Annotated in this window: 9 protein-coding genes; 3 read left to right on the top strand and 6 right to left on the bottom strand. The window is 61.0% G+C overall.

Going from position 1 to position 12,385, the window contains the following annotated elements:
* Window position 1: 1 nt before the first annotated feature.
* The gene (locus DTP52_RS14505; protein ID WP_109753964.1) at window positions 2-715 is read left to right on the top strand and encodes a DUF3108 domain-containing protein; all 714 of its coding nucleotides are present in this window, start codon (window positions 2-4) and stop codon (window positions 713-715) included.
* Window positions 716-1,116: 401 nt separating this feature from the next.
* Entirely contained in the window at window positions 1,117-1,311 is a 195-nt protein-coding gene (locus DTP52_RS14495) for a hypothetical protein (protein ID WP_109753963.1), read from the top strand.
* A 166-nt stretch (window positions 1,312-1,477) separates the two neighbouring features.
* On the opposite strand, the gene DTP52_RS14490 is transcribed toward DTP52_RS14495, so the two are convergent.
* The 6 genes from DTP52_RS14490 to DTP52_RS14465 all read right to left on the bottom strand — a co-directional run bounded on the left by DTP52_RS14490 (window position 1,478) and on the right by DTP52_RS14465 (window position 9,083).
* Window positions 1,478-2,017: a DUF2058 domain-containing protein gene (locus DTP52_RS14490; protein ID WP_058542577.1), complete on the bottom strand. Its 540-nt coding sequence runs from the start codon at window positions 2,015-2,017 to the stop codon at window positions 1,478-1,480.
* Window positions 2,018-2,043: 26 nt separating this feature from the next.
* Complete coding sequence (gene mazG, locus DTP52_RS14485; RefSeq protein WP_109753962.1) at window positions 2,044-2,877, bottom strand: nucleoside triphosphate pyrophosphohydrolase; 834 nt, start codon at window positions 2,875-2,877, stop codon at window positions 2,044-2,046.
* Between the two features lie 206 nt (window positions 2,878-3,083).
* The gene (gene relA / locus DTP52_RS14480) at window positions 3,084-5,330 is read right to left on the bottom strand and encodes a GTP diphosphokinase (RefSeq protein ID WP_109753961.1); all 2,247 of its coding nucleotides are present in this window, start codon (window positions 5,328-5,330) and stop codon (window positions 3,084-3,086) included.
* A 100-nt stretch (window positions 5,331-5,430) separates the two neighbouring features.
* Complete coding sequence (gene rlmD, locus DTP52_RS14475) at window positions 5,431-6,801, bottom strand: 23S rRNA (uracil(1939)-C(5))-methyltransferase RlmD (RefSeq protein ID WP_109753960.1); 1,371 nt, start codon at window positions 6,799-6,801, stop codon at window positions 5,431-5,433.
* Entirely contained in the window at window positions 6,801-7,703 is a 903-nt protein-coding gene (gene cysM / locus DTP52_RS14470) for a cysteine synthase CysM (RefSeq protein WP_109753959.1), read from the bottom strand. Before cysM ends, rlmD begins: the two co-directional genes overlap by 1 nt.
* 141 nt (window positions 7,704-7,844) lie before the next feature.
* Window positions 7,845-9,083: a hypothetical protein gene (locus tag DTP52_RS14465; protein ID WP_158285164.1), complete on the bottom strand. Its 1,239-nt coding sequence runs from the start codon at window positions 9,081-9,083 to the stop codon at window positions 7,845-7,847.
* A 509-nt stretch (window positions 9,084-9,592) separates the two neighbouring features.
* Here DTP52_RS14465 and DTP52_RS14460 point away from each other — a divergent pair.
* Complete coding sequence (locus tag DTP52_RS14460) at window positions 9,593-12,343, top strand: response regulator (protein ID WP_109753957.1); 2,751 nt, start codon at window positions 9,593-9,595, stop codon at window positions 12,341-12,343.
* Window positions 12,344-12,385 lie beyond the last annotated feature (42 nt).

The raw sequence follows: 12,385 nt of genomic DNA, 5'->3' as shown, positions 1-12,385 counted from the left end.
TATGCGTCGCGCCCTGCTCTTCGCTTGCGCTCTGCTGGCCTTGCCCCTGGCACAGGCAGCAGAACTTCAACCGTTCTCCGCCAGCTATACCGCCGACTGGAAACAGTTGCCCATGAGCGGCACCGCCGAGCGTAGCCTGACCAAGGAAGCCAACGGCACCTGGAAGCTGAGCTTCAAGGCGTCGATGATGATCGCCAGCCTGACCGAAGAAAGCACCCTGACCCTGGACAAGGACACCCTGCTGCCACAGTCCTACCATTTCGAACGCGGTGGCCTGGGCAAAGCCAAGAAGGCCGACCTGGATTTCGACTGGAACACCAAGATGGTCACCGGCACCGATCGCGGCGATGCGGTCAAGCTGCCGCTCAACCGTGGCATGGTCGATAAATCCACTTACCAGTTGGCCCTGCAGCACGACGTGGCGGTCGGCAAGAAAAGCATGAGCTATCAGGTCGTCGATGACGGCGAAGTCGATACCTATGACTTCCGCGTGCTGGGCTCGGAAAAAGTCGACACCAAGGCCGGCCAGATCGACGCAATCAAAGTCGAGCGCGTGCGCGACCCGACACAAAGCAAACGCATCACCGTGCTCTGGTTCGCCAAGGACTGGGATTACCTGCTGGTGCGCCTGCAACAGGTCGAGACCGACGGCAAGGAGTACAACATCATGCTCCTGGACGGTACGGTCAATGGCAAGGCTGTGAAAGGCAGCTGATTGAAGCCAACACCAAGAAGCCCCGCACATGCGGGGCTTCTTTTTGCCTGGATTTCATGACCACCACACAAACCTGTTGGAAATAGACCTGTGGGAGCGAACCTGCTCGCGATGGCGTCGCATCAGCCAACCTCACTATTGACTGACACACCGCCATCGCGAGCAGGCTCGCTCCCACAGGTTTGGCTCCCAAGGAAAAAGTGGGGCAGCCTGCAACATGAAATTTTCTTCATGAAAGCCCCCCTGCGACCGAATGCCGCGCACCGCCTGGCCTGCAGGATGGCTGCGATTTCCATGAAAACTTCTTAACGCGCCGACGCATTTACTTAGCACACTATCCAAATCTATAACAAAGTCCTGCACACGCCTTGCTGCAGATAACAGAGATTGGAGCTTGCAAGATGACTGTGAAAGTAACTGAACGCGATGACGCCCATATGTCCCACGAAGGCATTGCCGCCGGTATCCGGATCTGGGATGTGCATCAACAGGATTTGCTGGTAGGGATGTTCCACTCCGAGACCGATGCTCATAACTACAAGGCTGAGCTGGAGCGCGAGGAAAGGTTGCGCTCGCGGGAAATGGCAGAATCCTGAACGACAGAACCCCCATGAACCTGTGGGAGCAAAGCTTGCTCGCGATAGCACTGTGTCAGACAGAAAGATATTGCCTGATACTCAGCTATCGCGAGCAAGCTTTGCTCCCACAGTTTTCCTAGAGATCTCTGCAGATGTTCCTTTTGCGTTTAGCTTGCTGTCCGGCTTACCACATCAAATCATCCGGAATCTGATACGCCGCGTACGGATCATCCGCATCCACTTCTTCGGTCTGCGTATTGAGCTGAACGATGCGCTGGGGGTCGCGCTCCTGAATCTTCAGGGCCGCTTCACGCGGGATCACTTCGTAGCCGCCGGCATGGTGGACGATCGCCAGCGAGCCACTGCTCAACTTGTTGCGCATCAGCGTATTGACCGAGATGCGCTTGACCTTCTTGTCGTCGACGAAGTTGTAATAGTCCTCGGTGGTCAGCTTCGGCAGGCGCGAGACTTCGATCAATTGCTTGATCTGCGCGGCCCGGGCCTTCTGCTCGGCCTTTTCCTGCTGCTGGCGATTGAGCTCCTGGTCGCGCTTGACCTTCTCGGCCATGGCTTCCTGGGCCGCGCGCTGCTGGGAGTCATCCAGTTCGATCTGGCCTTTATGGGCCAGGCGTTGCTGCTTCTGTTTCTCTTTGCCGACCTGCTTGGCCTGCTTTTGGTTGACCAGTCCTGCTTTGAGCAACTGGTCGCGAAGGGAAAGGCTCATGGTGCTTACTCACTTAGGCAACGGCCTCAGCCACAGCTGGGCAAATTCTTTTCCTGACGTTTGGCTTCGCCCCACAAGGCGTCCAACTCTTCGAGGGTGCAATCTTCCATGGGACGGTGGGTGTCGCGCAATGCCTGTTCGATAAATCGGAAACGGCGTTCGAATTTCCCGTTGGCGCCACGCAGGGCCGTTTCCGGATCGACTTTCAGATGGCGGGCCAGGTTCACCACGCTGAACAGCAGGTCGCCGATCTCATCACCGATGGCCATCGGATCGTTATCGGCCATGGCTTCGAGGACTTCATCCAGTTCTTCCCGGACCTTGTCGAGCACCGGCAACGGACCTGGCCAGTCGAAACCGACCTGGCCGGCACGCTTTTGCAGCTTCGCCGAACGGGACAACGCCGGCAGCGCCCCCGGCACATCGTCGAGCAGCGACAATTGCTCGGGCGCCGAGGCTTTCTCGGCCCGTTCCTCTGCCTTGATTTCTTCCCAGCGCTGCTTGACCTGCTCTTCGCTCAGGCGCGGGATATCCACGGGCGCATACAGGTCACCGGTAGGAAATACATGAGGATGGCGGCGGATCAGCTTGCGGGTGATGCTGTCGACCACGCCGGCGAATTCGAAGCGGTTTTCTTCCCGGGCCAACTGGCTGTAATACACCACCTGGAACAGCAGGTCGCCCAACTCGCCCTGCAAATGATCGAAATCGCCACGCTCGATGGCATCGGCCACTTCGTAGGCTTCTTCCAGGGTATGGGGGACGATGGTCGCGTAGGTTTGCTTGAGGTCCCACGGGCAGCCGTACTGCGGGTCTCGCAGGCGGTTCATCAGGTGAAGCAGGTCTTCAAGGCTGTACATCAATCCATCCCATTACAAAAAAGCCCTGTGGGAAATAACCCAATGAGAGCAAGCCTGTGGGAGCAAAGTCTGTGGGAGCAAAGCTTGCTCGCGATTGTGGTAGTGGCCCCCAGCCCATCTGGAGACTGACTCACCGTTATCGCGAGCAAGCTTTGCTCCCACAGACTTTGCTCCCACAAGCTCGCTCCCACATTTTTAGACTGGGCTCAACCCGGCGTCCGATTCCGCCGGGTCTCGATGATGTTCGGCAACTGGGAAATCCGCCCCAGCAACCGCCCCAGCGCATCCAGCCCCGGAATCTCGATGGTCAGGGACATCAGCGCGGTGTTGTCTTCCTTGTTCGAACGGGTGTTGACCGCCAGCACGTTGATCCGCTCGTTCAGCAACACCTGGGAGACGTCACGCAGCAGGCCGGATCGGTCGTAGGCACGGATGACGATGTCCACCGGATAGGTGAGCACCGGCACCGGGCCCCAGCTGACCTGGATGATCCGCTCCGGTTCGCGACCGGCCAGTTGCAGCACCGAGGCACAGTCCTGGCGGTGAATGCTCACGCCGCGGCCCTGGGTGATGTAGCCGACGATCGCATCCCCCGGCAATGGCTGACAGCAGCCCGCCATCTGGGTCATCAGGTTGCCCACGCCCTGGATCTGGATGTCGCCGCGCTTGCCCGGCTTGTAGCCGGTGGCCTTGCGCGGGATCAGCTCCAGTTGCTCGTTGCCACGCTCCGGTTCCACCAGCTGCTGGGCCAGGTTGACCAACTGCGCCAGGCGCAGATCGCCGGCACCGAGGGCGGCGAACATGTCATCGGCGGTCTTCATGTTGGCCTTTTCGGCCAACTTGTCGAAGTCCACCTGGGGCAGGCCCAGGCGACCGAGTTCACGCTCGAGCAGGGTCTTGCCGGCGGCGACGTTCTGGTCGCGGGCCTGCAACTTGAACCAGTGGACAATCTTCGCCCGCGCCCGCGATGTGGTGATGTAGCCCAGGTTCGGGTTCAGCCAGTCGCGGCTCGGCGTACCGTGCTTGCTGGTGATGATCTCGACCTGCTCACCGGTCTGCAGGCTGTAGTTGAGCGGCACGATCCGCCCATTGATCTTGGCGCCACGGCAGTTGTGGCCGATCTCGGTGTGGACCCGGTAGGCGAAGTCCAGCGGTGTCGCGCCCTTGGGCAGGTCGATGGCGTGGCCGTCGGGGGTGAAGATATAGACCCGGTCCGGCTCGATGTCGACGCGCAGCTGTTCGGCCAGGCCACCGATATCGCCCAGCTCCTCATGCCATTCGAGCACCTGACGCAGCCAGGAGATTTTCTCTTCGTAGTGGTTGGACCCGGACTTGACGTCGGTGCCCTTGTATTTCCAGTGGGCGCAGACGCCCAGTTCGGCTTCCTCGTGCATGGCATGGGTGCGGATCTGCACTTCCAGCACCTTGCCCTCGGGGCCGATCACGGCGGTGTGCAACGAGCGATAGCCGTTTTCCTTGGGGTTGGCGATGTAGTCGTCGAACTCCTTGGGAATGTGCCGCCACAAGGTGTGGACGATCCCCAGCGCGGTGTAGCAGTCGCGCATTTCCGGGACCAGTACGCGAACGGCGCGAACGTCGTAGATCTGGCTGAATTCCAGGCCTTTGCGCTGCATTTTTCGCCAGATCGAGTAGATGTGCTTGGCCCGGCCGCTGATGTCGGCTTCCACGCCGGTGGCCTGCAACTCTTCGCGCAACTGGGTCATCACATCGGTGATGAAGCGCTCGCGATCCAGGCGCCGCTCATGCAACAGCTTGGCGATCTGCTTGTACTGGTCGGGCTCCAGGTAGCGGAAGGACAGGTCCTCCAACTCCCACTTGATGTGACCGATGCCGAGACGGTGGGCCAGGGGGGCATAGATGTCGAACACCTCCCGGGCGACGCGATTGCGCTTTTCGTCATCGGCGGACTTCACGGCGCGGATCGCACAGGTGCGCTCGGCCAGCTTGATCAGCGCGACGCGCACGTCGTCGACCATTGCCACCAACATCTTGCGCAGGTTTTCCACCTGGCCCTGGGTGCCCAGCACCATGGACTGGCGCGGACTGAGGCTGGCACTGATAGCGGCCATGCGCAGCACGCCGTCGATCAGCTTGGCGACCACCGTGCCGAAACGTTGGCTGACCACCGGTAGCTGGATCTGACCTTCACGCACCCCGCGGTACAGCACCGCCGCTACCAGGGAGTCCTGGTCGAGCTTGAGGTCAGCGAGAATTTCGGCGATCTCCAGGCCCGTCTGGAAACTCGAGGTGCCTTCAGACCACAGGTTCTTCGCCGCGTTATGTTGCTGCTCCGCCTCGCGAGCAAACTCGCAGGCGGCCTTCAAGGCTTCGCGATCCAGTGCCATGTCGACGCTGACCGCATGATCGAGCCAAGCCTCGAGATTGATACTGCCGTCGGTGTTGATCGGCTGGTGTGCTCTCACCTGTACCATCTTTACTTACCTTCCCTACGACGCAGATTCAATGCGTCAACTTCGCTGACCTTCATGCCCGTGTTTGCGCCCAGGGCTGTGGCGGGTTGGCACGAACGGGTCAGTCGGACAAGCCATCCTGGCTCGCTTCAAATAACGCCATGGCCTCGACATGCGCCGTTTGAGGAAACATATCGAGAATCCCGGCACGTTTTAACCGGTAGCCCTGCTTGATCAGTTCGACCGTATCCCGGGCCAAAGTTGCCGGGTTGCACGATACATAAACCAACCGTTTGGCACCCAGGGACGACAGCTTGCGCACCACCTCGAAAGCACCGTCACGGGGTGGGTCCAAGAGTACCGCAGAAAAGCCTTCGCCGATCCATTCGGCATCTGCCAGAGGCTGGGATAAATCGGCCTGAAAAAAGGCAGTGTTATGCAAATTGTTGCTGACGGCATTGGCCGCCGCACGCTCCACCATGGTCTGCACGCCTTCGACGGCCACCACCTGGCGCACGCTTTTGGCCAACGGCAAGGCAAAGTTGCCCAGGCCGCAAAACAGATCCAGCACTCGCTCCTCGGCGTGCGGCGCGAGCCATTGTAGCGCCTGGGCGATCATTGCCTCGTTGACCGCAGCGTTCACCTGGATGAAATCCCCAGGCCGGTAAGCCAGCTCCAGGCCCCAGGTTTCCAGGCGATAACCCAAGGCTCGCCCTGGATCGACCGGTTGCGGCTCGCCTTCACCATGCAGCCACAACTGCGCCTCATGAAACCCACAGAAGTCCTTGAGGATCGTCAGGTCGGCCTCCGACAGCGGCGCCATATGGCGCAGCAGTACCGCGAGGGACGAACCGGCGAACAACTCCACATGCCCCAGCGCCTGGGGTTTGCTCAAGCGTCTGAGCATCTCCGGCAAGCGGCTCATGATCGGCTGCAAGGGCTGTACCAGCACCGGGCAATCGCCGATGGCAACGATGTCCTGACTGCCGGCGGCACGGAAACCGACTTCGAGTTTTTTCGCTTTCTGGTCCCAACGCACCGCCACCCGGGCGCGACGTCGGTAACCGAATTCCGACCCGCTCAATGGCGCGGCCCATTCATCCGGTTCCACCCCGGCCACGCGAGACAACTGCTCGGCGAGCATGCGCTGTTTCAGGGCGAGTTGTTCGGCATGGGGCAAATGTTGGACGCTGCAGCCGCCACAACGACCGGCATGGATGCACGGCGCCGCGCGACGCAGTTCACTGGACAGGAACACCCGCTCGGTGCGCGCCTCGACCACCTTGCCATGGGCCCCGAGCACCCGCGCCTCGACCTCCTCACCGGCCAGGGCGCCGATGACAAACCAGGTACGCCCGTCGACAAAGGCAATGCCCCGGCCATCATTGGCCAGGCGCTCGATGGTCAGGCGCTGTTTTTTACCGGTGGGCACTTGCGGGGCCCGGCTTCCGCCGCTGGGCTGGAAGCGCAAGCCTCTTTCTTGCTTGGCCATCAGTTGGGCGCGTCGAAAATGCCGGTCGACAAATAACGGTCGCCACGGTCGCAGATGATCGCGACGATCACCGCATTCTCAACTTCCTTGGACAGGCGCAGCATGCCCGCCACGGCACCGCCGGAAGACACGCCGCAGAAGATGCCTTCTTCACGCGCCAGGCGACGGGTCACGTCCTCCGCTTCGCTCTGGGCCATGTCGATGATGCGGTCCACGCGCTCGGCCTGGTAGATCTTCGGCAGATACTCCTCGGGCCAGCGACGAATGCCTGGGATCGCCGAGCCTTCCATCGGCTGCAGGCCAATGATCTGCACGTTCGGGTTCTGTTCTTTCAGGTAGCGCGAGGTGCCCATGATGGTACCGGTGGTGCCCATCGAGCTGACGAAATGAGTGATGGTGCCGTCGGTCTGGCGCCAGATCTCAGGGCCGGTGGTGGTGTAGTGGGCCTCGGGATTGTCGCCGTTGGCAAACTGATCCAGCACCTTGCCACGCCCCTCGGCCTGCATGCGCTCGGCCAGGTCCCGGGCACCTTCCATGCCCTCCTCCTGAGTCACCAGGATCAACTCGGCGCCGTAGGCCGTCATCGCCGCCTTGCGCTCGGCGCTGGAGTTGTCGGGCATGATCAGGATCATCTTGTAGCCCTTGATCGCCGCCGCCATCGCCAGGGCGATGCCGGTGTTGCCGGAGGTCGCCTCGATCAGCGTATCGCCGGGCCGGATCTGCCCGCGCAACTCGCCGCGGGTAATCATCGATAGCGCCGGCCGGTCCTTGACCGAACCCGCCGGGTTATTCCCTTCGAGCTTGAGCAAAAGCGTATTGCTGGTCACGCCAGGCAGGCGCTGCAAACGGACCAGCGGGGTGTTGCCGACGCAATCGGCGATGGTTGGGTACTGCAGAGTCATGGCGTATTCGCAATCCGGACTGCGGGGGCGCCTATCATACCGGCAAACCTGGCAAGGCCATATCACGCAAAGTGTGGTCGTTATGGCTTGTGGGAATAAGCAAGCAGCGACATAGTCTCCCCAGCCCAAGTCTGAGGGCTCCTAGAGCGAATATTTAGAGATGTACTGGCGCTCGAACGGTACTTCGTATACCTGAGTGGTTCCAAACACCAGGAGATTGCCGTCCGAGGTCAGTGCCAAGCGACTGACTCGCTCAAAAAAACCAGCTTCGAGAGTGTGTGTCCAGCCAAGGTATCCCAGGCTTGCACCGAAGTCTGGACGGCCGAAGCCGTAGTCAACGGCACCGCTTTCCTCCAAACGAAAGAGCACCCCCTGACCTAACCCCGCAGTCTGTCCGCCTACCACGATTTTGCCGTCAACTTGAATGGCGACAGCACGTGCGTCCCCGCTGTCGATGCCCAGCTCAATCGCCACAAGCGGTTGCCCGTCGTTGAACGCGCCATCGAGGGTTCCATCGTTGTTGAGGCGCAGGACCACTGCATCGGTGGTATGCATCCCATCGATGCCAATTCTTCCGGCCGCGACCAGTTTTCCATCCGGCTGCAACGCGAGGGCGTGTAGGACCGCTTGGCGCCCGTCAATGCGCACAAAAGTGACGTACCCCCCACTCCCGAATGTCGGTTCCGGGCTTCCATCGAATCGGTACTTGGCGACCAATGCACTTCCCTCATCAATGACTCCCGTAGCGAGGATGTGCCCACTCGCCATGACGGCCAGCGGTCCGCGTAGACCCGCAGGAGCCAGAAGCACAATGCCCTGCTCTCCGAATGAATGATCGATTTCGCCATTAACAGTGAAACGCATGAGCCACGACGTTGAAATCGAGTAACTCGGACCATGGCCAGAGCAGATCACCTGGCCATCGGGCAGGAGGGCGATCCTCGTGGTCGTGTTCATGCCAATGGGTATCGGCGCCCAGGCAAAACCCCCGTCACCAAAACCAGAATCGAGCACGCCTTGCGATGTGACGCGCATCAAGCGCGCGGTATCCTGCTCCCGCCCCAAGCCGTAGACCAGAATTTTGCCATCCGCCAGAACTGCAACATCCGAAACGGTGAAGAAACCCGAATCAGGAATTTGCAAGCCGCCACCATTTCCGTAGCCTTGATCGAGCATCCCGTCCGCTGTAAAGCGCCACAGCTCCAATTGCACGCCTGGTGCCCTAATTAACGCGATGAATATCCTTCCATCCGGCAGTTGGACGGCTGGACCGGGAAAGCGCTCTACCTCGATGCCGGTTGGGGGCGGAAAAACCAGTAAACCTTGGTCAGCAAAGGCTTCATACGGACTGCCGGGGTGCAAGGGTACGATTTTGTTCATGGCCATGTTCTCCCGAACTTGTAGCCCGTTGAATTACCTCTGGGGCCGGACGCATGTCCGATCTCGCGTTTCTTGGCGAAATGCCAGGTAAACCTCACGCCTGAGGGGGAGCCACGAAATATAGTGAGTCAGGTTTTGCAACCCGTGCCCTGTCAGAAATTACAGTTTTATAGACGGCTTCCGAATATAGCGATGGCCTTGATAACAAACTGGTCTAGGTATCCGGATCATTCGCAGGCTCACCCAGGCTTCTGAATTGGTTTTATTAACGGCGCAAGTGCTCAAACACAGGCTGCTTGCGACGCATCATTCGTTAAGGACTTTGTCAGGGCATAGGCTCTGCAGGTTGCTATCCATGGCGAGGAGGCGACCACCGCGTATCGCGGCAGCAAAGGCATGGCGACATGAATTTTACGAAGATCGCCCGCCCGCAAATCGCTACACTGCGCAGGTATTGCGTGCCGGATGCGCGCAAAGCTCAATCAGACCGATGGATGCAGGAGACAAGTGTGCTCAAGAAACTGGGAATCAAAGGCCGCGTGCTGTTGCTGACCCTGTTGCCGACCAGCCTGATGGCGCTGGTCCTGGGCGGCTATTTCACCTGGATGCAGCAATCGGACCTGCACGCCCAATTGCTGCAACGTGGCGAGATGATCGCCGAACAGCTCGCGCCGCTGGTCGCCCCGGCCATGAGCCGCCAGGACACCGATCTGCTGGAACGCATCGCCACCCAGTCCCTGGAGCAAGCGGACGTACGCGCCGTGACCCTGCTCGCTCCCGACCGCACGCCCCTGGCCCACGCCGGCCCGACGATGCTCAACCGGGCGCCGGAAGGGAACAGTGCGCAGTTGCAGCAACGCACCGGCAACGATGCCACGCGGTATCTGCTGCCGGTCTTCGGCAAGCACCGCAACCTGGCGGGCGAACTGATTCCTGAAGAAGCCGACCGCCTGCTGGGCTGGGTCGAGCTGGAGTTGTCTCACAGCGGCATGTTGCTAAGCGGTTATCGCAGTATGTTCGCCAGCCTGCTGTTGATCGCCGTTTGCCTGGGCCTGACCGCGCTGCTGGCCCTGCGCATGGGCCGCACGATCAATCGCCCGCTGGGCCAGATCAAGCACGCCGTGGCGCAACTCAAGGACGGCCATCTGGAAACCCGCCTGCCACCGCTGGGCAGCCAGGAGCTCGATGAACTGGCCTCTGGCATCAATCGCATGGCCGGGACCTTGCAGAACGCCCAGGAAGAATTGCAGCACAGCATCGACCAGGCCACCGAAGACGTGCGCCAGAACCTGGAAACCATCGAAATCCAGAACATCGAGCTGGACCTGGCCCGCAAGGAGGCTCTGGAAGCGAGCCGGATCAAATCCGAATTCCTGGCGAACATGAGCCATGAAATCCGCACGCCGCTCAACGGCATCCTCGGCTTTACCCACCTGTTACAGAAAAGCGAACTGACCCCGCGCCAGCTCGACTACCTGGGCACCATCGAGAAATCCGCCGACAGCCTGCTGGGGATCATCAACGAGATCCTCGACTTTTCGAAGATCGAGGCCGGCAAGCTGGTGCTCGACAACATTCCGTTCAACCTGCGGGACCTGTTGCAGGACACCCTGACCATCCTCGCCCCCGCGGCCCACGCCAAACAACTGGAACTGGTGAGCCTGGTGTACCGGGACACACCGCTGTCGCTGGTGGGTGATCCACTGCGCCTCAAGCAGATCCTGACCAATCTGGTGAGCAATGCCATCAAGTTCACCCGCGAGGGCACCATCGTCGCCCGGGCCATGCTCGAGGACGAACACGAAGACAGCGTGCAGTTGCGCATCAGCATCCAGGACACCGGCATCGGCCTGTCCAACCAGGACGTGCGGGCGCTGTTCCAGGCGTTCAGCCAGGCCGACAACTCGCTGTCGCGGCAACCGGGTGGCACTGGGCTGGGCCTGGTGATTTCCAAGCGCCTGGTGGAACAGATGGGCGGTGAGATCGGCGTCGACAGCACACCGGGCGAAGGCTCGGAATTCTGGATCAGCCTGCGCCTGCCCAAGACCCGTGACGATGCCGAGGACCTGCCTGGCCCGCCGTTGCTGGGCCGGCGCGTGGCGGTGCTGGAGAATCATGAACTGGCCCGCCAGGCCTTGCAGCACCAGCTCGAAGACTGTGGCTTGCAAGTGACGCCGTTCAATACCCTGGAGAGCCTGACCAACGGCATCACCGTCGCCCACCAGACTGATCAGGCCATCGATCTGGCCGTGCTGGGCATCACCAGTAACGACATGCCGCCGGAGCGCCTCAACCAGCATATCTGGGACCTTGAACACCTGGGCTGCAAAGTGCTCGTGCTGTGCCCCACTACCGAACAGACCCTGTACCACCTCTCGGTGCCCAACCCCCACAGCCAGTTGCAGGCCAAGCCGGCCTGCACCCGCAAGTTGCGCCGCTCGCTTTCCGATCTGGTCAACCCGCGACCAACCCGCAGCGAACCCCACGAACCGGTGGCCAGCCGCGCGCCCAAAGTGCTGTGCGTGGATGACAATCCGGCCAACCTGCTGCTGGTGCAGACCCTGCTCGAAGACATGGGCGCCAAGGTGCTCGCGGTGGAAAGCGGCTACGCGGCGGTCAAGGCCGTGCAGAAAGAAACCTTCGACCTGGTCTTGATGGACGTGCAGATGCCTGGCATGGACGGTCGCCAGAGCACCGAGGCGATCCGCCAGTGGGAAAGCGAGCGGCATTGCACGCCGCTGCCGATCGTCGCCCTCACCGCCCACGCCATGGCCAACGAAAAGCGTGCCCTGCTGCAAAGCGGCATGGATGACTACCTGACCAAACCCATCAGCGAACGGCAACTGGCCCAGGTGGTGCTCAAATGGACCGGCCTGGCCCTGCGCAACCAATCACCGGAGCGCAGCGGCGACGCCCAGGGCGGCAGCGAACTGCTGGTGCTCGATCACGAGGAAGGCCTGCGCCTGGCCGCCGGCAAGGCCGACCTGGCGGCGGACATGCTGGCGATGTTGCTGGCGTCCCTGGAAGCCGATCGCGAAGCGATCCGCCAGGCCAGCGAGGCCAACGATCACAACGCCCTGATCGAGCGGGTCCACCGCCTGCACGGCGCCACCCGCTACTGTGGCGTGCCGCAGTTGCGTGCGGCCTGCCAGCGCAGCGAAACCCTGCTCAAGCAACAGGACCCCAAGGCTGCCGCGGCCCTGGAAGAATTGGAGCGTGCCATCAATCGCCTGGCGAGCGAAGCGCGTATCAGTGCCTGATCCAGGGCAATACCCTTGGAACCGGAATCGCTGAAAATCCAT

The organism is Pseudomonas sp. 43mfcvi1.1 (genome assembly GCF_900115935.1).
Classification (GTDB): domain Bacteria; phylum Pseudomonadota; class Gammaproteobacteria; order Pseudomonadales; family Pseudomonadaceae; genus Aquipseudomonas; species Aquipseudomonas bijieensis.
Note: the sequence above shows the minus strand (reverse complement) of the source record. Positions and strands in the feature narration are given on the sequence as shown.

What these genes read in the sequence shown, in the direction of transcription:
- cysM (WP_109753959.1), bottom strand. Translation starts at nt 7,703, where the DNA reads ATGACTCTGCAGTACCCAACCATCGCCGATTGCGTCGGCAACACCCCG.
- DTP52_RS14465 (WP_158285164.1), bottom strand. Translation starts at nt 9,083, where the DNA reads ATGAACAAAATCGTACCCTTGCACCCCGGCAGTCCGTATGAAGCCTTT.
- rlmD (WP_109753960.1), bottom strand. Translation starts at nt 6,801, where the DNA reads ATGGCCAAGCAAGAAAGAGGCTTGCGCTTCCAGCCCAGCGGCGGAAGC.
- DTP52_RS14495 (WP_109753963.1), top strand. Translation starts at nt 1,117, where the DNA reads ATGACTGTGAAAGTAACTGAACGCGATGACGCCCATATGTCCCACGAA.
- DTP52_RS14505 (WP_109753964.1), top strand. Translation starts at nt 2, where the DNA reads ATGCGTCGCGCCCTGCTCTTCGCTTGCGCTCTGCTGGCCTTGCCCCTG.
- mazG (WP_109753962.1), bottom strand. Translation starts at nt 2,877, where the DNA reads ATGTACAGCCTTGAAGACCTGCTTCACCTGATGAACCGCCTGCGAGAC.
- relA (WP_109753961.1), bottom strand. Translation starts at nt 5,330, where the DNA reads ATGGTACAGGTGAGAGCACACCAGCCGATCAACACCGACGGCAGTATC.
- DTP52_RS14490 (WP_058542577.1), bottom strand. Translation starts at nt 2,017, where the DNA reads ATGAGCCTTTCCCTTCGCGACCAGTTGCTCAAAGCAGGACTGGTCAAC.